Origin of the sequence: Luteibacter sahnii, from assembly GCF_034063545.1 — a bacterium.
In the GTDB taxonomy this organism is placed as follows: Bacteria; Pseudomonadota; Gammaproteobacteria; order Xanthomonadales; family Rhodanobacteraceae; genus Luteibacter; species Luteibacter sahnii.
Map to the genome: position 1 here is coordinate 46,856 of NZ_JAQLOK010000003.1, position 19,675 is coordinate 66,530.

Below are 19,675 nucleotides of genomic sequence, written 5' to 3' on the forward strand. Positions count from 1 at the left end.
AGGCTGGCGGATGATCGGTCCACCGCGCGGCGGGCGCCGGGCGGCGGAAGGGCGAAACGCGGGCGGCGTGGCCGCCCGCGGTCGGGCGTTCAGGCACGGGTACCGTCCGCTTCCAGGTGATAGCGCGTCGCGATGGCGATCTCCTGCCTGGAGCCGAGGAACACCGGCACGCGCTGGTGCAGGCCGGTGGGCTGCAGATCCATGATCCGTTCGCGGCCGGTGGTGGCGGCGCCGCCGGCCTGTTCGACGATAAAGGCCATCGGGTTGGCTTCGTACATGAGGCGCAGCTTGCCGGTGCCGCCCTTGGCGGTGATCTTGGCGTCCAGCGGATAGAAGAACACGCCCCCGCGGGTGATGATGCGATGCACGTCCGCCACCATGGAGGCGACCCAGCGCATGTTGAAGTCACGTCCGCGCGGGCCGTCCTTGCCGGCCAGCAGTTCGCCGACGTAACGCTGCATCGGCGCTTCCCAGTGGCGCTGGTTCGACATGTTGATGGCGAACTCGCCGGTCTCCTCGGGGATGGTGATGTTGCGCCGGGTGAGGATGAAGCTGCCGATCTCGCGATCGAGCGTGAATTCGCTCACACCATGGCCGAAGGTCAGCACCAGCAGGGTGCTGGGGCCATACACCACGTAACCGGCCGCCACCTGCGCGGTGCCCGGCTGGAGGAAATCCGCCGTGGCCGGTTCGGTCACGCCGTACGGACAACGCAGCACCGAGAAGATGGTGCCCACCGAGACGTTCACGTCGATGTTCGAGGAGCCGTCCAGCGGATCGAACAGGAGCAGGTGATGACCCTTGGGGTAGGCGTCGGGAATCGGCTGCGGGTCTTCCATTTCCTCCGAGGCGCAGGCGGCGAGATGACCGCCCCAGGCGTTGGCCTCTAGGAGGATTTCGTTGGAGATCACGTCGAGCTTCTTCTGCGCCTCGCCCTGCACGTTGTCCGAGCCGGCGTTGCCGAGCACCCCGCCCAGGGCGCCCTTGCCCGTGGCGACCGCGATGCGCTTGCACGCGCGGGCCACGACCTCGATCAGCAGGCTCAGCTCGCCGGTGATGCGCTCGGCGCGCTTTTCTTCGATCAGGTACTGGATCAGCGAAATCGGTTTCGTCATGGGACGGGCTCTGGCGCGAAAGCGCCCATTGTGGGGCTGCTGACAGCACGTTGTCAGTAGCCCCCGTTCATCCTCTCCCGACCGAACCACGGGAGGGGACCCGCATGTATCGATGGATGGAACGCCTCGCCGTCCTTCATGCGCCGGTACGCCAGCGCGGCCTGCGCATGGACGGCCCCGTACCGTGGCAACAGACCCACGCCAGACACGATCGACCGACCAGGGAGAGCCTCATGAACCACGCCACGACGCCGCGCGTTGCGTTTCACCACGCCCCGCACACCCGTTCCACCAGCACGCTGATGCTGTTGGAGGAGCTGGGCGCGCAGTACGACATGCACCTGCTCGACCTCGCCGCGGGCGAGAACCGGCGGCCCGCGTTCCTGAAGGTCAACCCGATGGGCAAGGTGCCGGCCATCGCCCACCTGGGCGAGCTGATCACCGAGCGCCCGGCGATCTTCGTCTATCTCGCCGACCTCTACCCGGAGGCCGGCCTGGCGCCCGCCCTTTCCGATCCGCTGCGCGGCCCTTACCTGCGCTGGCTCTCATTCTACGGCGGCTGTTTCGAACCGGCCGTGGTGGACCGCCACATGAAGCGCGAACCCGCGCCGACCTCGTTCTCGCCGTACGGCGACTTCGACACGGTGATCGACACGGTGGACGCCCAACTGGCCAGGGGGCCGTGGCTGCTCGGCGAACGCTTCACCGCCGCCGACGTGCTGTGGGCCAATGCGCTCTCGTGGGCGCTGGGGATGGGCCTGGTGCCGCGACGCGACGTCTTCGAGGCCTACGTCGACCGCTTGATGGCGCGCCCGGCGATCCGCCGCGCCGCCGACCAGGACGAGGCGCTGGCCCGGGCGCAGCGCCGCACGGCGGCGTGAGGCGGCGGTCATGCGCGACCGTGACGTCGATCGCTTCCCGCGCGCCGCGCGGAAAGCGATGATGCGCCGATGCGCCGCGCCGATCGCCTGTTCCTCATCATCAACGCCCTGCGCGGGCGCCGCACGGCGTTGCCCGCGCGGCAGCTCGCCGACACGCTCGAGGTGTCGCTGCGCACGGTCTACCGCGACGTGGCCGACCTGCAACGCTCGGGCGTGCCCATCGAGGGCGAAGCCGGTGTCGGCTACGTGCTGCGCAAGGGCTCGGAGATCCCGCCGCTGATGTTCTCGGCCGACGAACTGGAGGCCCTCGTTGCCGGCACGCGCTTCGTCCGCGCGTTCGCCGGCGAACGGCTGGCCCGTGAGGCGCAGGCCGCGTTGATCAAGATCGAAGCGGTGCTCCCGCCCGACCTGCGCGAACGGGCGGCGCAGTCGAAGATCTTCGCTCCCATCTGGCGCGATGCGACGCAGAGCCAGATCGCGTCGATGCTCGACGGCCTGCACGACGCGGTACTGCGCCGTCGCGTGCTGTGCCTGGACTACCGCGACGTCGAGGGCCGGGCCAGCACGCGCGAGGTGGAGCCGCTGTGCCTGTCGTTCTGGGGTGGGTCGTGGACGCTGGGCGCGTGGTGCCGTCACCGCCACGCGTTCCGCAATTTCCGTCCCGACCGCGTCGAAGCCTGCCGCGAATCGGGCGAGACGTTCACCGACACGGTTGGTCGCGACCTGCGCGCCTATCTCGATACGATGCATCGTCATTACGTCGGGCTCGAATAACCGCCGCGATCGGGCCGACGTATGACCCATGGCGGTGGAGCGCTGCCATGGGCGGTGCCATGATCGGGGTCTTTCCCTCCCCGGAACGCCCATGTCCGCCTGGATACGCACCCTCGCCTTCGCCGGCCTCGTCGCCGGCGCCGCCCATGCCTCTACCGCCGACGACGCGTTCAAGTCGATCTATACGAAGGAATGGGCCTGGCGAAATGGCCAGGCCGGCATCCTCGCCTCCGGCGAGGCGCAGCCGGGCGAGGGTCGCCTGGATAACGTCGACGCCGCCAGCCAGGCGCGGCGGCTCGCCTACTGGAACGACGTGCTGGCGCAGCTGGACCGGATCGACCCGAAGACGCTGAGCGACGGCGAGCGGGTCGACTACGCGGTGTACCGCGAGCAGATCCGCAACCTCGCCGCCGCGCAACGGTTCATGCAGTGGCAGATGCCGTTCAACAGCGACTCGGCGTTCTGGTCCGACGTGGGCTACGTCTTGCAGGGCGACGACCTGCGCACCCAGGCGCAATACCGCGATTACATCGCGCGGCTGAAACAAGTCCCGGCGTGGATGGACCAGGAAATCGCCAACATGCGCCTGGGGCTGGCGCGCGGCTTCACCGTGCCGCGCGCGGTGCTCGACGGGCGTGACGCGTCCATCGCCGCCGTGGCCGGGCTGAAGGCTCCCGAGGACAGCGCGTTGTACGCGCCGTTCGCGCATATGCCGGCGACGATGCCGGCGAAGGACGCCGATGCGTTGAGGGCGCAGGCGCGCGCGGCGATCGCCAACGACGTGATTCCCGCCTACGTGAAGCTGCTGGCGTTCTTCCGCAACGACTACCTGCCGCGGGCGCGTCCCACGCTGGCCGCCGAAGCCCTGCCCGATGGCAAGGCGTATTACCGCCAGCAGATCCGCGAGTACACCACGCTCGACCTCTCGCCTGACCAGATCCACGCCATCGGCCTGCGCGAGGTGGCGACGATCCACGCGCAGATGCTCCAGACGATGAAGGACACCGGTTTCAAGGGCGATTTCCCGGCGTTTCTGCATTTCCTGCGCACCGACCCGCAGTTCTACGCCAAGACGCCCGACGAACTGCTCATGCGCACCGCCTGGGTGGCCAAGCAGGTGGACGCGAAGCTGGGCAGCTACTTCGGCCTGTTGCCGCGCCAGCGCTTCGCCATCGAACCGGTGCCAGCCGACATCGCGCCTTACTACACCTCCGGGCGCGGCGGCCCCGATACCTACCTGGTCAACACCTACGACCTGCCGTCGCGCCCGCTGTTCAACATGCCCGCGCTCACACTGCACGAGTCGATGCCCGGCCACGCCCTTCAGCTGGCGCTGTCCGCCGAGCAGCAGGGGTTGCCCGCGTTCCGCCGGGAGGGCTACATCTCGGCCTACGGCGAGGGCTGGGCGTTGTACTCGGAATACCTCGGCAACGAGATGGGCATCTACCACACGCCCTACGAGCGCTTCGGCTACCTCACCTACCAGATGTGGCGTGCGTGTCGGCTCGTGGTCGACACCGGCATCCACCACGACGGCTGGACGCGCCAGCAGGCCATCGATTACCTCACCCAGAACACCGCGCTGAGCCAGCGCGAGATCGCCAACGAGGTCGATCGCTACATCAGCTGGCCGGGACAGGCGCTGTCGTACGAGCTCGGCTACCTGAAGATCCTCGAACTGCGCGAGCGCGCGGAAAAAGCCCTGGGGCCGAAGTTCGACCTGCGCGCGTTCCACGACACCGTGCTGGCGCTGGGTTCGGTGCCGCTGCCCGTGCTCGAAGCGCAGATCGACGCGTGGATCGCCTCGCGGCGGTAAGCCGGCGCGGTATCGCAAAAACTCCACCTGTGGTGTAGACTGCATCACAACTCCACAGGTGAAGCCGTGATGCGACCCGCCATCCATGCCGAACCCGTCCACGCCGCCGACCTGGGCGGCGCCGCCCTCCGCGCCTTCTTCGCCCTGGCCGAACACTGGAAACTCAAGGCGGCCGAACAGCGCACGCTGCTCGGCGACCCGCCGGAATCGACCTACTTCAAGTGGAAGAAACAGCAGGACGGCGCCCCGTCGCGCGATGTCGTCGAGCGCATCAGTTACCTGCTGGGTATCTGGAAGGACCTCCAGATCCTCTTCCCCGACCCCACCCAGGCCGATGCCTGGGTGCGCCGGCCCAACCAGGCCGCGCTGTTCGGCGGCCGGTCCGCGCTCGACCGCATGCTCTCGGGCAACGTGGCCGACCTGTACGTCGTCCGGCAATACCTGGACGCGCAACGCGGCTGGAACGGATGAACGCGCTGCCCCCGCAGCGACGGATCCGCTGGACCCAGGCCTACCGCATCGTGCCGAGCCGGTTCCCGCCGGTGGGGCTGTTCGACCGCATCGCCGATCCGAAGGACATCGACGCGGTGATGGCCATCGAATCGCTGACCAACCCGCGCCTGCGCGACGAGATGGGCGCGCTCAGCCTCGTGCCACCCGAGCGCCGGGTATCCGGCCCCGGCACCACGCCGATCATGGCGGCGTTCGCGCACGTCCCGCCCGAGGGCAGCCGCTTCTCCGACGGTCACTGGGGCGTGTTCTACGCCGCGCACAGCATCCCGACGGCGATCGAGGAGACGGTCTTCCATCGCGAGGCCTTTCTCGCGGCCACCCACGAGCCCCCGACCGACGTGCAGGTGCGCTGCTACCGGACGGCCGTCGCCGGCCGGCTGCACGACATCCGCGGCGGTTGGGCCGCCGAGCACGACGCCGATTCCTACGTGGCCAGCGTCCGCCTGGCGCGGATGCTGCGCGAGGCGGGCTCCAACGGCATCGTCTACGACAGCGCGCGGCACCCGGGCGGCGAATGCGCGGCGCTGTTCTACCCCGACCTGGTCGCGCCCTGCGTGCAGGCCGAACACTTCATCTACCGCTGGAACGGCCGGCGCATCGAGGCGGTGCTCAAGGTGACGGCGGTGGAGCGCGGTTTGCCCCCGACGCCCTGAAAGGCGTACGGTCGCAGGAATGAAAAAGCCCGTCCTTGCCCTGTTCCTCCTCGGCCTCGCTTTCGGCGCCGCCGCCCGTGACAACGACCACGCTCGCTGGGAGCCCGACATCCGGGCGTTCGAGGCCACCGACCGGGCCACGCCGCCGCCGCGGAACGCGGTGCTCTTCGTCGGCAGCTCGTCGATCCGCATGTGGACGTCCCTGGCCCACGACTTCCCGAACTACCGGGTGATCAACCGCGGCTTCGGTGGCTCCGATCTCGACGACGCCACGGCGTTCGCCGACCGCATCGTCACGCCGTATCACCCGGTGGCGATCGTGCTCTACGCCGGCGACAACGACCTGGAAGGCGGCGACACGCCGGCGAAGGTGCGCGACGACTTCGCCGCCTTCGTGGCCCGGGTGCGCCAGGCGCAGCCGGACGTGCCCATCGCCTTCCTTTCCATCAAGCCCAGCGTGGCCCGCGTGGCCCTGCTGGCGAAAGTGGCCCAGGCCAATGACCTGATCCGCGACTGGGCCGGCCGGCAGAAGGACGTCACCTTCCTCGATGTCGCGCCGGCCATGCTCGATGCCAAAGGCCAACCCCGCAAGGAGCTCTTCATCGGCGACGGCCTGCACATGAACCCCAAGGGCTACGCGCTATGGATCGCCCAGGTGCGGCCGTGGCTCGCCACCCATGCGGCGGCCGCCGAAGTTAAACAGAGTCCAAACGCACCGGGGGCGTGATACGGGAACTTCACGGCATCGGCCCTATCTAAGTCTTCGATCGCCGAGAGGCGACCTGTTGGCAGAGGGCCGATCCATTCGCCTTCTGTCCCGGGTCCCGCTATTTCCCCTGATAGCCTGGACCCGACGCGACCCCGGCAGCTCCTCCCCTGGCTGCCGGGGTTTTATTTTGTCCGCACGGAGCGTGAGGCGTTAAGGCCAGAGCCTTCGATGTCCCCCTCGCTGCTCGGACAGGCCCTCCGCGTTCGATAGAGATGAGCCGCTTGCGCGGCCCGTATATCCAAAGGGCCTTCGGCCGCTCCCTAGCGCGGAACTCGCCTCGACGGTGGACACCAAGGTCTCCCTGCGACACCGCCCCAGGTGCCACGTGCCCTGGCGCCACAAGGTCGCGACAGCCCCACGGCTCTCCCAGTCGAACCATCCACCGGCTCGTCGTGCTGATCGCTGGGATGGGTCCGGTTATCCGTGCAGACGTAAGAAAAAGCCGCACGGGTCGCGCCGCGCGGCTTCGTCGTCTCACGGCCCCGTACGGGGCGTGGGGAGGGGCGGCCTTTTAGACCGGCTTGATCGAGGTATCGAACGCGCGCCAGTGGCCGTCGTTGCCTTCGATGTTCAGCACCACGCGGGCCCGGGCCCGGGCAGCTTCGATCCGGCGCCCTTCGGCGATGGCGCAGGCCAGTGCGTCATCGCGCGAACAGAATTCACCGAACTCGGCCTCGTTCTTCTGCAGCAACCAGAGCCCCGGACCGACGGAAGCAAAAGGGATATCGAATACGACCACGATGGTTCCACCCTGTTTTCAACAACTGGAAGCCATCGTAAACGTCGAATCGTTAGCCCGCCGTTGAGTTTCAGTTGTCCGCGCCGTTAGCGAAGCCCTCGCGGGTGCCCCGTTGGTAGACGGTGTCGGTCGGCAACACGTCCGCCGCGGCTACGGGCGAGCTGTCGGCCAGCCGGGCGTAGATCGGGGTGAAATCCGGCCCGGTCGCATCGAACAGCTGCTCGAAATCGTCGATCACGAAGTAGGTTTGCTGGTAGGTGTCGATCCGGTACCGGGTGTTCATCACCCGCTCCAGGTCGAACCCGATGCGGTTGGGCGCCGCCGAATCGATGGCGTAGACCGACTCGCCCTTCGAACTGACGATGCCGGCGCCGTAGATGCGCAGCCCGGCGTCGGTGCGAATGAGGCCGAACTCCACCGTGTACCAGTATAGGCGGGTCAGGTTCATCAGCGCCTCCGGACCGATGGCGTGAGCCTTCATGCCGCCCTTGCCGTAGGCCTGCATGTAGTCGGCGAAGACCGGGTTGAGCAGCAGCGGCACGTGGCCGAACAGGTCGTGGAACAGATCCGGCTCCGAGAGGTAATCGAGCTGTTCAGGCTTGCGGATCCACCAACTGACCGGAAACCGGCGATTCGCCAGGTGGTCGAAAAACACCTCGTCCGGCAGCAGGCCTTCTACCGCGACGATCCGCCAGCCGGTGGCCTTGCCCAGCACCTCGTTGAGGTGTTCGAACCGGGGGATGCCGCCCTCGCCCATGCCGAAGGCGTCCAGGCCGTCCAGAAATGCCTGGCAGGCGTAAGCGGGAAGCAGCTCGCGCTGCCGACGGTAGAGGGTGTCCCAGACGTCGTGGTCGGTCTTCGAATAGCTTGCCCACGGTTGCTCCACGGTGCCGGTCGCGTAGACGGGCACATAGCCACGATCGGTCTGCTGGTGTTCGACGCGACGGGGGATGTCCATGACGGCCTCCTGAGGAGCGGGTGGGGATACCACAACAGCTTAGGGCCGACGGTGCGCAATGAGGTTGTTTTGTTGCAATTACTTCGGCCTATCGTGCAAGAATGTGCTCATTAGGTCGCTCTAGGAGACAGAATCGTGCAAGCCTCGCTGGATCGTACCGACCTGCGCATCCTCGCTGTGCTCCAGGCCCAGGGACGCATCACCAATGCAGACCTCGCCACCGCGGTCAATCTCTCGCCGTCGGCCTGCCTGCGTCGCATGCAGCGGCTGGAGGCCGACGGGGTCATCGCGGGATACGGCGCCCGACTGGAGCCGCGGGCCCTCGGGCTGGGCCTCCAGGCCTTTGTCCGCGTTCAGCTGCGCCATCACGAGTCCGAGGCCATCGACGCCTTCATCGAGCGGGTGGCGGCGTGGGACGAGGTCGTCTCCTGCTACGCGCTCACCGGCGACATGGACTACCTCCTCCAGGTTTACGTGCCCGACCTCGACGGCTTTTCCCGCTTCCTGCTCGACCGCCTGCTCAACGCCGCCGGCGTCGCCGACGTGAACACCAGCTTCGTGCTGCGCACGGTCAAGGCCTCCACGGCCTTACCCCTTGGCCTGGCGCCGTCGACGGGGTCCGCAAACCCCGGACAGACAAGGTAATAGGGATTTCCCCTAGCGGGCGATCCGCCGCGTCGTTAATCTTGTGCGCTCGATGGACGCCGCCACCACCAACCCGACCCCTCACGACCGCCTGCGTCCGCTGCGTTACCTGTGGCGCGTGCCGTTGCTGATCCTCCACGTGCTGTTCGGCATCGTGATCTGCGCGCTGATCCTGAGCTGGGCGGGCGGGGTGATGAAAAACGGCCGCGAGCCGCTGGCGCACCGCACCATCCGGTTGTGGTCGACGCTGCTCCTGCGCGTGTTCGGCTTTCGCAGCCGCCGCTTCGGCACGCCGCTGCCCGATCCGGTGCTGTTCGTCGCCAACCACACCTCCTGGCTCGACATCGAACTGCTGCATTCCCAGCGCGCGGCCTGTTTCGTGGCCAAGGCCGAGATCGCCAGCTGGCCGCTCGTGGGCTGGATGGCCTCGCGTGGGGGCACGATCTTCCATCGCCGCGGCAACAACCACTCCCTGGCGTCGGTGATGGCCGTGATGGTCGAGCGCTTGCGCCAGGGTCGCTCGGTAGCCGTGTTCCCCGAGGGTGGCACGGGGCACGAGGGCGTGCTGCGCGTGTTCCACGCCCGCATCTTCCAGGCTGCGCTCGATGCCGAGGTCCCGGTGCAGCCGGTGGCGTTGCGTTTCGCCCGCGACGGCCGCCGCGTCGTCGATGCCGGGTTCCGCGTGGGCGAGAGCTTCATGGGCAATTTCCTGCGCCTGCTCGGCGAAGCGCCGCTGGACGTCGAGGTGCACTTCCTGGAGCCCGTGCCGGTGTCGCCGGACGGCCGCCGTCGCATGGCCGAAACCTCGCGCGAGCGTATCGCCGCCGCGCTGGAAGACGGCGTGTCGTCATGAGCCTGCCGACGGGCGCCGACTTCGTTCCGCCCTGGCCGCTGCGCAGCGGTCATATCCAGACCATGCTGTCGTCCAGCGGCGTGCGTCGCCGCCTGCTGCCGCGGCGCGCGAGAAAGGTGCAGGAAAACGCCCGCGAGGTACTGATCGACGTCGGCCACGGCGATCGCCTCAGCGGTCGCTACACCGCGCAGGTCACCGGGCGCGAATCCCGCGGCCTGGCCATCCTGTTCCATGGCTGGGAAGGCAGCGTCGATTCGACCTACGTGCTGCAGACCGGCAGCCGCCTGCTGGAAGACGGCTGGGACGTGTTCCGGCTCAATTTCCGCGATCACGGCGACAGCCACGGGCTCAACGAGGCGCTGTTCCACTCCTGCCGCATCGACGAGGTGGTGGTGGCGCTGGGTGAGATCGTGCGCCAGTTCCCGGCGAAGGCCGTGGGCGTGGCCGGTTTCTCGCTTGGCGGCAATTTTGCGCTGCGCGCCGGCATGCTGGCGCAAGCAAAGGGCATAACGCTCGACTACGTGATGGCCGTGTGCCCCATCATCGATCCGAGCGAAGGCCTGTTTTCGCTGGAGAGTGCCGCGCCGTGGTTCTACCAGGCGTATTTCATGCAGAAATGGCGCCGCTCGCTGCGCCTGAAGCAGCAGGCGTTTCCGCAGCAGACCTATTTCGAGCTGGCCGAGCTGAACCAGAACATGCGTGACCTCACCCGTTCGCTGGTGGTCCGCCACACCGATTTCGATTCCCTCGAGGCCTACCTCGACGGCTATTCGGTCGCCGGCGATCGCCTGATGGATCTGCACCTGCCGGCTACCATCCTGACCTCGCGCGACGATCCCGTGATCCCGGTCGCCGCCTTCGACCAGCTGCGCCTGCCGCCGAACGTCGAGCTGGACATCGCCCGGTATGGCGGCCATTGCGGGTTCATCCGGGACTTCGGCATGACCAGCTTCACCGACGATTACATCGCGGCCCGGTTCGACGCGATCCGGCGCTGACCTCGCCTTCGCGAAGGCGGGCCTAAGGTGACCGCCCCACCGGAGCCTGTCCGCCCCCGGTCGTCCTCGCTCACGTCGCCACGCGAGGTGGCAACCGGTTCACCTCGGTTCGGTCGCGTGTCGACGACGAAACGGTGACGGCGCGCGCCATCGACCGATCACATCAAGCCAGCAAGGAGACTCCCCATGCGTCTTACCAGCAACAGCATCGAGCACGGCAAGCCGATCCCCGCCCGGCATGCTTTCATGGAGATCGGTGAGCCGGTCAAGCCAGCCGGCAACGTCACGCCGCACCTGGCCTGGACGGAAGTGCCGTCCGCCACGAAATCCTTCGCCATCGCCGTCATCGACACCGACGTGCCGTCCAAACCCGACGACGTCAACGTCGAGGGCCGGGAGGTGCGCCGCGACCTGCCGCGCGTGGAATTCGTGCACTGGCTGATGGCCAATATCCCGGCCGAATGCCGCGAGCTGGGCGAAGGCGCGTGCGGCGAAGGCATCGTGCCGCGGGGCAAGGGCAACGGAAAGCTCAAGGACGACCTCGTCGCACCCCCCGGCGCGGTGCAGGGCATCAACGACTACACCGGCTGGTTCAAGGGCGATGCGGAGATGGAAGGCCATTACCACGGTTACGACGGCCCGTGCCCCCCGTGGAACGATACCCTGGTGCATCACTATCACTTCCACGTGTACGCGCTGGACGTGGAAGCGGTCGAACTCGAGAACGGCTTTTCGCTGGCCGAATTCCGTGACGTCATCAAGGGCCACGTGATCGACGAGGCGGTTCTGACGGGCACGTACTCGCTCAACCCGAAGGTGAAGGCGTGAGGGAGGCGTGAACGCCGATGCTGAACGCCGCGCGCATCGCGCGCGGCGGCTTCACGCGGCATGCGCGGGGCGCGCGACTAAATGGTGGCGCATCCCGAAGGAGACAACGTCATGCTGCACTACGCCCTTATCTTTCTCGTGATCGCGATCATCGCCGCCGTGTTCGGCTTCGGTGGCATCGCTGGCACGGCGGCCGGCATCGCGAAGATCCTCTTCGTGATCTTCCTGATCCTCGCGATCATTTCGTTCTTCCGTGGCCGAAGCGTCTGACGCGACGACCTGCCTGTCACCTTTATCCCGTTAACCTGACCTGCCCGATCTGCCGGAGACGTTCACCATGAGCAAGCCCGAGGACCACGTTGCCAACGCCGCTTCCGCCGCCGCCAACACCTTGTCGGCCGCCGGACGCATCGAAGAGCGCGCCGAGCGCGTGAAGCAGGCGACGTCCGACGCCGTCGAGCGCACGAAGGATGCAGTGGACCGCGCCGCCGACAAGGTGGAGTCGGGCCTGCACAACGCCACCGACAAGGCCGCCCATGGCGCCACCCGCGCTGCCGAGAAGGCCGAAGAGGCCAAGCTGCGTGGCAAGGAGGCCTACGATGACGCCGTGGATCGTGCCAACGACTGGCTCGACGTCGCCCGTGATTACGTTCGCGAGAAGCCGGTCCAGTCGGTCGCCATGGCCATCGCCGCGGGCTGGCTCGCGGGCCGCATCTTCCGTCACTGATCGTTCTGCCCGGGGGACCACGCATGCGGGAAGATAGTCCCTCGGGGCTCGAAGACGACAAGGCGGCAGGCACCTCCCGTCCGGGAGTGAGCCTGCCGCCGTGGGTCGATGAGTTCCGCCAGCTCGGTGTCGGCCTCAAACATCTGTTCGGCGCGCAGTTCCGGCTCATGCTGGCCGAAGTGGGCCTGGCCCGCAGCGGCTTCGTGCTGATGCTTTTCATGGGCCTGGCGGCCATCGTCTTCGCGGTGGCGCTGGGCTTTACGCTCCTGGCGCTGGCCGGGTGGGGGCTCGCCCAGTGGTTCCACTCCTGGGCCTGGGCATTGACGGCGCTGGCCGGCGTCCAGCTCGTGCTGCTGGTGCTGGCGATTCTGGTATTCCGTCGCAGCATGCACTGGCTTACCCTTCCGGGCACCCGCGCCGAGTTCGCCGCGCTGGCGAAAGAGGCGATGCAGCGGGGCAAGGCCGAAGGCGAACGGGCGGAGAACTAGACGATGGGTATTTTCAGCAGCATGGCCAAGGTCACGAAGGCCCGCGCCGAGGTGGTCCTGGCCCGGGAAGAAACCGTCGCGCCGGCCGCGTCCCTGATCGCCCGCGGTTACGAGCACCCCCTGACTGTCGTGAGTGTCGCCGCCGGGGCGGGTTTCCTGCTGGGCACCACGCGGATGAACCCCCTGGCGGTGCCTGGCGTGAGCGGGCTGGTGGCGGGCGGCAGTGCCGATATCGTGAGCCGGATCATCTCCACCGTCGCCGGCGGACTGATTGGTGACCTCGTCGGCGGCGGCGGTGACGGCGATGCGGATGACGCCGCCGCCGACACGCCGTGAACGAACCGGCCAGTTCGTTGCCCACGCCGCTGGCGCCCACCGCGGCGCCGGGTTCGGCCGTATCGACCCTGGTCACCCAGCCGCGCCGGAAAACACGTTCCAGCCGTAGCACCCGACGTATTTCGCGCCATCTGCAAGCGATTCGCATCTCGTTGACGGGGATGATCCTGCTGGCGCTGGTCTACACCATCGCGATCGGCAAGTCGTTGCTGGTGCCGCTGGTGCTCGCCGGTTTCATCGGCCTCGCCTTGAACCCCATCGTCGCGACCGCCGCGCGTTGGCGTGTGCCGCGCTGGCTCGCCGCGGTGACGCTCATGATGTTGTTGATGGCGGGGCTTGTCACCGCCGCCGTTACCCTCTCGCAACCGGCGTTGAACTGGTTCCACGAGGCACCTACGGCACTACGTTCGCTCGCACCGAAGATCAAGCCGCTGACCCAGCAGATCGAAGCCGCCAGCCGCGCCACGCAATCGCTGGCCGGTGGCGTGCCGACGCGTGCCGTGCAGCAGCCGAGCATGCTCGCCTTCACCGCGTGGGACGTCGTGTCCACCGCGCCGAAGATCGTGGCGAGCGTGCTGACCGTGGCATTGCTGGTGTTCTTCTTTCTTGTGTACGGCGACGAAATCCTGCGTCGCGCGGTGGAGATTTCACCGACCTTCGCCTACAAACGGCACACGGTCAGCATCGTCCGTAGCATTCAGGTCGAGGTATCCAGCTATCTGCTGCTCACCGCGGCGATCAACGTCACGCTGGGCCTGGCCACCGCCGGCATGCTGTATGTCTACGACGTGCCCGACCCGCTGCTCTGGGGTTGTTTCGCCACGGTAGCGAACTTCATTCCCTATGTCGGTGCCATTACGACCACCACGGTGCTGGCGGTAGTGGGCACGCTGCACTTCCAGCAGGTAGGCACCGCGCTGCTGCCGGCGATCACGTTCGCGGGCATCACGGCGGTGGAAGGCAACCTGATCACGCCGATGCTGCAGGGTCGCCGCTCGCGCTTGTCACCCGTGGCCATCCTCCTGTGGCTGCTCATCTGGGGCTGGCTGTGGGGCATTCCCGGCGCCATCCTCGCCGTGCCGATGCTGACGTGCGTGAAACTCATTACCGCGCGGTTGCGTGGCTGGGAATGGTTCGCGCACATCATTTCGCGGTAGCGCGTGGCGGCGTCCGCGTCGGCGCCTACCAACCGATCCTCGCGCGGTCGCGATAAAACGCGCCGTTTCCTGCCTCGCGCTCCGGCAACAACGCGGCCCACACGATACCCTCGGCCGCGTCGGCTACCGGCCTGCCCCCGCTGCCGCCGAGCGCGGTGGCGGTCCAACCGGGCGACACCGCGTTGATGAGGATGCCGCTCCCGGCCATTTCTTTCGCCACCACCTGCGTGTACGCGTTGAGTGCGGCCTTCGATACCCGGTATGCGGGCGCGGTCTCGCCGCACATGGCGACCGTGGCGCATTCGCTGGACACGTTTACCACCCGTCCGTAACCGTGCCGACGCATCAGCGGCAATGCGGCGGCGGTGAGGCACCATGCGCCGAGCAGGTTCACCTCGAGCGCGCCGCGGACGGTCTCGAGGTCGGGCGTCGCGGCGCGGGCGTCGTGGTCGAAGTATCCGCCCGCGTTGTTCACCAGGATATCGAGTCGGCCCCTGCGATCGTCGATCTGCGCGATGGCGTTCGCCACGTCGGCGGCGCGGGTCACGTCGAGCTTCAACGCATGGGCCTCCCCGCCGAGTGCGCGCACCGCCTTCACGGCCGGGTCGTTCCTGCCCGGTTCGCGCATGCCCATGAATACGGTGACGCCGCAGGAGGCGAGCTGCTTGCTCACCTCCAGGCCGATACCGCGATTGGCGCCGCTGATCAGCGCGACGCGCTGGTGGATCGGGGGCTCCGTCGCCGTGGTGGCCGAACGGGCGCCACGTAGCGGCAGGCGATGGACCTTGGCCGGGCTCATGGGGCGGTCGCCACCTCGCCGCACGAGGTGCCCCCACAGGCTTCCCACCCACCGCCGAGCGCCTTGTACAACTGCACCGCGCGCATGTTGATCGCCGCCTCGGCCTCGGCGAGCTGGTCTTCGGCCGAGAGCTGGGTACGCTCGGCATCGAGCCGTTCGAGGTAGTCGGTACGGCCGGCGTCGTAACGGAGCTTGGCCAGCTCCGCCGCACGACGGCTTTCGGTCGCCTGCACGAGCAGCTTTTCCACGCGGTCGCGCTGCCGATTGAAACCGACCAGCGAGTTGTCGACGTCTTCGAGCGCCCTGAGTACCGTGCGATCGTAATTCGCACGCGCTTCCTCGGCCCGTGCCTGCGCCCCCTTCACGCTCGCGTTCACCCGCTGCACGTTGAGGCCCGACCAGGCGATGCTCGGTGCGACGGACCATGCCCGCGAATTCGCACCGCCGAAGTCGTTGCTGCGTCCGGCGAGAAAACCGATAAAGCCGCCGAGCGATACGTGCGGAAACCACTCCGCCCGGGCCACGCCGATCCGGGCGTTGGCCGCGGCGAGTTCTCGCTCGGCCACGCGGATGTCCGGTCGGCGTGCCAGTACCGCGTCGGCGCCGCCGATGGGCAGGCTCACGTCGATCGGCCGGAGGGTCGCGGGCGACAGATCCACGTCGAGTTCGCCGGGGCGCGTGCCGAGCAGCACGGCGAGGCGGAACTGGTCGGCCTGGGCCTGGGTTTCCAGCACGGGCAGTTGCGCTTCCACCGCGGCAAGCCGGGCCCGGGCGCTGGCCAGGTCCTGCTCGGTTCCCGTGCCGAGGTCGACGCGGGCTCCGATCACCTTGAGTGAATCGCGCTGGTTGGCGATGTCCCGGTGGGCGACGTCCAGGCGCAACTGCGTGCCGCGCAGATCGAAGTAGTTGCGGGCCACTTCGGCGAACAGGGTGACCTGCGCATCGCGCAACGCGGCCTCGCCGGCGTCCGCGTCGGCACGCGCGGCTTCTACCTGGCGACGGATGCCGCCGAACAGATCGAGCTCCCATGAGGCGTCGAAACCGGCCTGGTAGGTGGTGACCGTGGTGCGGCGGTCGGTGAAGCCGGGCTGCTGCTGGCGGCTGCGTGTATAGGACACGCCGGTTTCCACGTCGGGGATCTGCTGCGATCGCGCGGTGCCCAGGGCGGCACGTGCCTGGTTCAGGCGCGCCACCGCGATCTTCAGGTCGGGCGCGTTGGCCGCGGCCCGCTGGATCAGCGTATCGAGCGTGGGGTCGCCGAACTGCTTCCACCACCGGGCCTGGAAATCCGCGGTGCTTTGCCGCGCGGCGTCGATGCCTTGCAGCGTGACGGGACGCTCCGGCGGCGCATGGTAGTCGGGGCCGACGCTCGCGCAACCGGCAAGCGCGAGCGCGGCGAACAGGGCGGTGCTACGGAACAGGGTTTTCATCGATCACGACTCCCGGGCCGCGTGGTCGAGGAGACGGCGCTCGCGGCGCGCCGCGCGGCGCGCCTCGGAGCGTTCGTTCCACGCGCGGATCAGCACATAGAAGAGCGGGGTGAAGATCAGGCCGAAGAAGGTGACGCCGAGCATGCCGGCGAACACGGCCACGCCCATCGCGTGGCGCATTTCGGCGCCGGCGCCGTGCGAGGTCACCAACGGCACCACGCCCATGATGAAGGCGAACGACGTCATCAGGATCGGGCGCAGTCGCAGGCGTGCGGCTTCCAGCACGGCATCGACGCGGTTCATGCCCTGGATCTCGGCCTCGCGGGCGAATTCCACGATCAGGATCGCGTTCTTGCACGCCAGGCCGACCAGCACGATCAGTCCGATCTGGGTAAAGATGTTGTTGTCGCCGCCGGTGACGATGATGCCCGCGATCGCCGAGAGCAGCACCATCGGCACGATGAGGATCACCGCCAACGGCAGGCTGAGGCTCTCGTACAGCGAAGCGAGCACCAGGAACACCAACAGTACCGACAGTGGGAACACCAGCACCGCGGTGTTGCCCGCGAGGATCTGCTGGTACGTCAGCTCGGTCCATTCGTAGGTCATGCCGTTGGGCAGGTTGGCCTTCACCAGCTGCTCCATCGCGGCCTGCGCCTGTCCGGTGCTGTAGCCAGGCGCCGCGCCGCCGCTGATCTCGGCGGTGGGAAAGCCGTTGTAGTGCTGCACGCGATCCGGCCCGTTGGTCTGGCGCACGGTGAGGAACGAACCCAGCGGCACGAGATCGCCCGCGGCATTGCGTGTCTTCAGCCCCACGATGTCCGACGGTTCGTGGCGGAACGACGGCTCCGCGGACACGTTCACCTGGTAGGTGCGGCCGAAGCGGTTGAAGTCGTTCACGTAGAGCGAGCCCAGGTAGGCCTGCATCGTCTGGAACACGTCGCCCAGATCGATGCCTTCTGACTTCGCCTTTTCACGGTCGATGTCGGCATCGAACTGCGGCACGCTCACCTGGAAACTGGTGAACAGGTGGGCCAGTGCCGGGCTCTTCTGGCTGGCGCCGATGATGCCCTGGGTTTGTTTGTACAGCTCCTCGAAGCCCATGTCGCCGCGATCCTCGATCTGCATGCGGAAGCCGCCGATCGTGCCAAGGCCGTTCACCGGCGGAGGCGGGAAGATCGCGATATAGGCATCCTGGATGCCCGCGAACTGCGCGTTGAGCCGGGCGGCGATAGCGTCGGCCGAGAGGTCACCCGCGCGGCGCTCGTCGAACGGCTTCAACGTGACGAAGGCGATGCCCGAATTCGTGCTGTTGGTGAAGCCGTTGATCGACAGGCCGGGGAACTGCACCGCACTTTCCACGCCGGGATCCTTCAATGCGATCTCACCCATGCGCCGGATCACGGACTCGGTGCGATCCAGCGAGGCGGCATCGGGCAGCTGCGCGAACGCGACGAGGTATTGCTTGTCCTGCGGCGGCACGAAGCCGGTCGGCGTGCGCATGAAGCCCAGCACGCCCAGGCCGACCAGGCCGGCGTAGAGCACCAGCACGATCGCGCTGAAGCGGAGGATCTTCTGCACGCCGCCGACGTAGCCGTCGGCCGCACGCTCGAAGGTACGGTTGAACGGACGGAACAGCCAGCCCAGGCTGCGCTCCATCCCTACCGTGAGACGGTCTTTCGGCTCGTCGCGGCCCTTGAGCAGGATCGCGGACAGCGCCGGGCTCAGGGTGAGCGAGTTGAACGCCGAGATCACCGTCGAGATGGCAATGGTCAGCGCGAACTGCCGGTAGAACTGGCCCGTGAGGCCGCTGATGAAGGCGGCCGGCACGAACACCGCGCAGAGCACGAGCGCGGTGGCGACGATGGGCCCGGTCACTTCGGTCATCGCCTGGCGCGTGGCCGTCTTCGGATCGAGCCCGTGTTCGATGTGCCGCTCCACGTTCTCGACCACCACGATGGCGTCATCGACGACGATGCCGATCGCGAGCACGAGGCCGAATAGCGACAGCGCGTTGAGCGAAAAGCCCACGAGGTACATCACGGCGAACGTACCGATCAGCGATACCGGCACCGCGACGAGCGGGATGATCGACGCGCGCCAGGTCTGCAGGAACAGGATCACCACCAGCACCACGAGAACGATCGCCTCGAACAGCGTGTGCACCACGGCCTCGATCGAGCCGCGCACGAACACGGTCGGGTCATAGACGATGGAGTAGTCGACGCCCTGGGGGAACTCCTTCTTCAGCTGGGCCATCTCCTTGCGCACTTCGTCGGAGATCGCGATCGCGTTCGAGCCCGGTCGCTGGAAGATCGGAATGGCGACGGCCTCGCGGTTGTTCAGCAGGCTGCGCAGCGCGTAGTTGTTCGAGCCCAGCTCCACCCTCGCCACGTCACGCAGGTGCGTGACCGAACCGCTGGTGTCGCTGCGCACGATGATGTTGAGGAAGTCATCCTCGGTCACGAGGCGGCCGCGCGTGTTGATGTTTACCTGGAAGGCGTTGGCATCCGGGCCGGGCGGCGCGTTGAGCGAGCCTGCGGCCACCTCGATGTTCTGCTCGCGGATCGCCTTGATCACGTCGCCCGTGGTGAGGTTGCGGATGGCGAGCTTTTCCGGGTTCATCCAGATGCGCATGCTGTATTCGCCCGCGCCGAAGAGCTGCACGTCGCCCACGCCGTCCAGCCGGGCGAGCTGATCCTTGATGCGCGTGCGCGCGTAGTTCGACAGATACAGCATGTCGTAGCGGCTATCGGGCGAGGTGAGGTGCACGACCATGGTCAGGTCGGGCGAGCTCTTGGTGGTGGTCACGCCCAGGCGCTGCACCTCTTCGGGCAGGCGCGGCAACGCCTGCGCGACGCGGTTCTGCGTCTGCACCTGCGCGTTGTCCAGGTCGGTGCCCAGGGCGAAGGTGACCGTGAGGGTCATCGTGCCGTCGCTGGTCGACTGCGAGGAGGTGTAGAGCATGCCTTCCACGCCGTTGATCTGCTCCTCGAGCGGCGTGGCGACGGTTTCGGCGATCACCTTGGGGTTGGCGCCGGGGTAGCTGGCTTTCACCACCACGGTGGGCGGCACCACTTCCGGGTATTCGCTGATCGGCAGCTTGAACACGGCGATGCCACCCGCGATCAGGAAAAGCACCGACAGCACGCCCGCCAGGATCGGACGTTCGACGAAGAATTGCGCGATTTTCATG

Annotated in this window: 21 protein-coding genes; 15 read left to right on the plus strand and 6 right to left on the minus strand. The window is 67.5% G+C overall.

Annotated elements, in window-relative coordinates; all coding sequences use genetic code 11:
- Positions 1–89 precede the first annotated feature (89 nt).
- Positions 90–1,115: a class 1 fructose-bisphosphatase gene (locus tag PI246_RS10600; protein WP_320551264.1), complete on the minus strand. Its 1,026-nt coding sequence runs from the start codon at positions 1,113–1,115 to the stop codon at positions 90–92.
- 233 nt (positions 1,116–1,348) lie between these two features.
- On the opposite strand from PI246_RS10600, the gene PI246_RS10605 reads away from it, so the two are divergent.
- From PI246_RS10605 to PI246_RS10630, 6 genes are all read left to right on the plus strand, one after another.
- On the plus strand, positions 1,349–1,996 hold the full coding sequence (locus PI246_RS10605) for a glutathione S-transferase family protein (RefSeq protein ID WP_320551265.1): 648 nt from the start codon (positions 1,349–1,351) through the stop codon (positions 1,994–1,996).
- Between the two features lie 69 nt (positions 1,997–2,065).
- Entirely contained in the window at positions 2,066–2,770 is a 705-nt protein-coding gene (locus tag PI246_RS10610; protein ID WP_320551266.1) for a helix-turn-helix transcriptional regulator, read from the plus strand.
- A 91-nt stretch (positions 2,771–2,861) separates the two neighbouring features.
- Entirely contained in the window at positions 2,862–4,586 is a 1,725-nt protein-coding gene (locus PI246_RS10615) for a DUF885 domain-containing protein (protein WP_320551267.1), read from the plus strand.
- 69 nt (positions 4,587–4,655) lie between these two features.
- A complete protein-coding gene (locus PI246_RS10620) occupies positions 4,656–5,057 on the plus strand; it encodes an MbcA/ParS/Xre antitoxin family protein (RefSeq protein ID WP_320551268.1) in 402 nt (133 codons plus the stop codon).
- The gene (locus PI246_RS10625; protein ID WP_320551269.1) at positions 5,054–5,752 is read left to right on the plus strand and encodes an RES family NAD+ phosphorylase; all 699 of its coding nucleotides are present in this window, start codon (positions 5,054–5,056) and stop codon (positions 5,750–5,752) included. Before PI246_RS10620 ends, PI246_RS10625 begins: the two co-directional genes overlap by 4 nt.
- A gap of 19 nt (positions 5,753–5,771) precedes the next feature.
- Complete coding sequence (locus tag PI246_RS10630; RefSeq protein WP_320551270.1) at positions 5,772–6,479, plus strand: SGNH/GDSL hydrolase family protein; 708 nt, start codon at positions 5,772–5,774, stop codon at positions 6,477–6,479.
- 553 nt (positions 6,480–7,032) lie between these two features.
- Here PI246_RS10630 and PI246_RS10635 read toward each other — a convergent pair.
- The gene (locus tag PI246_RS10635) at positions 7,033–7,260 is read right to left on the minus strand and encodes a hypothetical protein (protein ID WP_320551271.1); all 228 of its coding nucleotides are present in this window, start codon (positions 7,258–7,260) and stop codon (positions 7,033–7,035) included.
- A 70-nt stretch (positions 7,261–7,330) separates the two neighbouring features.
- Positions 7,331–8,218 carry a phenylalanine 4-monooxygenase gene (phhA, locus tag PI246_RS10640; protein ID WP_320551272.1) on the minus strand — a complete coding sequence of 296 codons (888 nt, stop codon included), beginning with the start codon at positions 8,216–8,218 and terminating at the stop codon, positions 7,331–7,333.
- A gap of 135 nt (positions 8,219–8,353) precedes the next feature.
- On the opposite strand from phhA, the gene PI246_RS10645 reads away from it, so the two are divergent.
- The 9 genes from PI246_RS10645 (at position 8,354) to PI246_RS10685 (ending at position 14,250) form a co-directional block, all read left to right on the plus strand.
- Positions 8,354–8,863, plus strand: coding sequence for an Lrp/AsnC family transcriptional regulator (locus PI246_RS10645; RefSeq protein ID WP_320551273.1), 510 nt, complete (start codon positions 8,354–8,356; stop codon positions 8,861–8,863).
- Positions 8,864–8,915: 52 nt separating this feature from the next.
- On the plus strand, positions 8,916–9,716 hold the full coding sequence (locus tag PI246_RS10650; RefSeq protein WP_320551274.1) for a lysophospholipid acyltransferase family protein: 801 nt from the start codon (positions 8,916–8,918) through the stop codon (positions 9,714–9,716).
- Positions 9,713–10,714, plus strand: coding sequence for a YheT family hydrolase (locus tag PI246_RS10655; protein ID WP_320551275.1), 1,002 nt, complete (start codon positions 9,713–9,715; stop codon positions 10,712–10,714). The genes PI246_RS10650 and PI246_RS10655 overlap by 4 nt, the downstream gene beginning before the upstream one ends.
- 186 nt (positions 10,715–10,900) lie before the next feature.
- Positions 10,901–11,542: a YbhB/YbcL family Raf kinase inhibitor-like protein gene (locus tag PI246_RS10660; protein ID WP_320551276.1), complete on the plus strand. Its 642-nt coding sequence runs from the start codon at positions 10,901–10,903 to the stop codon at positions 11,540–11,542.
- Positions 11,543–11,653: 111 nt separating this feature from the next.
- Positions 11,654–11,812 (plus strand): DUF1328 domain-containing protein, encoded by a 159-nt coding sequence (locus PI246_RS10665; protein WP_320551277.1) that lies wholly within the window; start codon positions 11,654–11,656, stop codon positions 11,810–11,812.
- Between the two features lie 67 nt (positions 11,813–11,879).
- A complete protein-coding gene (locus PI246_RS10670; RefSeq protein ID WP_320551278.1) occupies positions 11,880–12,269 on the plus strand; it encodes a DUF883 family protein in 390 nt (129 codons plus the stop codon).
- Between the two features lie 23 nt (positions 12,270–12,292).
- On the plus strand, positions 12,293–12,757 hold the full coding sequence (locus PI246_RS10675) for an ABC transporter ATP-binding protein (RefSeq protein ID WP_320551279.1): 465 nt from the start codon (positions 12,293–12,295) through the stop codon (positions 12,755–12,757).
- 3 nt (positions 12,758–12,760) lie between these two features.
- A complete protein-coding gene (locus PI246_RS10680) occupies positions 12,761–13,093 on the plus strand; it encodes a hypothetical protein (protein ID WP_320551280.1) in 333 nt (110 codons plus the stop codon).
- Entirely contained in the window at positions 13,090–14,250 is a 1,161-nt protein-coding gene (locus PI246_RS10685) for an AI-2E family transporter (protein WP_320551281.1), read from the plus strand. The genes PI246_RS10680 and PI246_RS10685 overlap by 4 nt, the downstream gene beginning before the upstream one ends.
- Positions 14,251–14,275: 25 nt before the next feature.
- Here PI246_RS10685 and PI246_RS10690 read toward each other — a convergent pair whose 3' ends face one another.
- Genes PI246_RS10690 through PI246_RS10700 form a run of 3 tightly spaced genes read right to left on the minus strand, consistent with a single transcriptional unit; the run spans position 14,276 to position 19,674 of the window.
- The gene (locus PI246_RS10690) at positions 14,276–15,049 is read right to left on the minus strand and encodes an SDR family NAD(P)-dependent oxidoreductase (RefSeq protein ID WP_320551282.1); all 774 of its coding nucleotides are present in this window, start codon (positions 15,047–15,049) and stop codon (positions 14,276–14,278) included.
- Entirely contained in the window at positions 15,046–16,479 is a 1,434-nt protein-coding gene (locus PI246_RS10695) for a TolC family protein (protein ID WP_320551283.1), read from the minus strand. The genes PI246_RS10690 and PI246_RS10695 overlap by 4 nt, the downstream gene beginning before the upstream one ends.
- Positions 16,480–16,482: 3 nt before the next feature.
- Positions 16,483–19,674 (minus strand): efflux RND transporter permease subunit, encoded by a 3,192-nt coding sequence (locus PI246_RS10700; RefSeq protein ID WP_320551284.1) that lies wholly within the window; start codon positions 19,672–19,674, stop codon positions 16,483–16,485.
- Between the last annotated feature and the right edge of the window lies 1 nt (position 19,675).

What these genes read in the sequence shown, in the direction of transcription:
- PI246_RS10675 (WP_320551279.1), top strand. Translation starts at nt 12,293, where the DNA reads ATGCGGGAAGATAGTCCCTCGGGGCTCGAAGACGACAAGGCGGCAGGC.
- PI246_RS10690 (WP_320551282.1), bottom strand. Translation starts at nt 15,049, where the DNA reads ATGAGCCCGGCCAAGGTCCATCGCCTGCCGCTACGTGGCGCCCGTTCG.
- phhA (WP_320551272.1), bottom strand. Translation starts at nt 8,218, where the DNA reads ATGGACATCCCCCGTCGCGTCGAACACCAGCAGACCGATCGTGGCTAT.
- PI246_RS10620 (WP_320551268.1), top strand. Translation starts at nt 4,656, where the DNA reads ATGCGACCCGCCATCCATGCCGAACCCGTCCACGCCGCCGACCTGGGC.
- PI246_RS10625 (WP_320551269.1), top strand. Translation starts at nt 5,054, where the DNA reads ATGAACGCGCTGCCCCCGCAGCGACGGATCCGCTGGACCCAGGCCTAC.
- PI246_RS10655 (WP_320551275.1), top strand. Translation starts at nt 9,713, where the DNA reads ATGAGCCTGCCGACGGGCGCCGACTTCGTTCCGCCCTGGCCGCTGCGC.
- PI246_RS10600 (WP_320551264.1), bottom strand. Translation starts at nt 1,115, where the DNA reads ATGACGAAACCGATTTCGCTGATCCAGTACCTGATCGAAGAAAAGCGC.
- PI246_RS10695 (WP_320551283.1), bottom strand. Translation starts at nt 16,479, where the DNA reads ATGAAAACCCTGTTCCGTAGCACCGCCCTGTTCGCCGCGCTCGCGCTT.
- PI246_RS10660 (WP_320551276.1), top strand. Translation starts at nt 10,901, where the DNA reads ATGCGTCTTACCAGCAACAGCATCGAGCACGGCAAGCCGATCCCCGCC.
- PI246_RS10610 (WP_320551266.1), top strand. Translation starts at nt 2,066, where the DNA reads ATGCGCCGCGCCGATCGCCTGTTCCTCATCATCAACGCCCTGCGCGGG.
- PI246_RS10665 (WP_320551277.1), top strand. Translation starts at nt 11,654, where the DNA reads ATGCTGCACTACGCCCTTATCTTTCTCGTGATCGCGATCATCGCCGCC.
- PI246_RS10605 (WP_320551265.1), top strand. Translation starts at nt 1,349, where the DNA reads ATGAACCACGCCACGACGCCGCGCGTTGCGTTTCACCACGCCCCGCAC.
- PI246_RS10615 (WP_320551267.1), top strand. Translation starts at nt 2,862, where the DNA reads ATGTCCGCCTGGATACGCACCCTCGCCTTCGCCGGCCTCGTCGCCGGC.
- PI246_RS10700 (WP_320551284.1), bottom strand. Translation starts at nt 19,674, where the DNA reads ATGAAAATCGCGCAATTCTTCGTCGAACGTCCGATCCTGGCGGGCGTG.
- PI246_RS10630 (WP_320551270.1), top strand. Translation starts at nt 5,772, where the DNA reads ATGAAAAAGCCCGTCCTTGCCCTGTTCCTCCTCGGCCTCGCTTTCGGC.
- PI246_RS10680 (WP_320551280.1), top strand. Translation starts at nt 12,761, where the DNA reads ATGGGTATTTTCAGCAGCATGGCCAAGGTCACGAAGGCCCGCGCCGAG.
- PI246_RS10670 (WP_320551278.1), top strand. Translation starts at nt 11,880, where the DNA reads ATGAGCAAGCCCGAGGACCACGTTGCCAACGCCGCTTCCGCCGCCGCC.
- PI246_RS10650 (WP_320551274.1), top strand. Translation starts at nt 8,916, where the DNA reads ATGGACGCCGCCACCACCAACCCGACCCCTCACGACCGCCTGCGTCCG.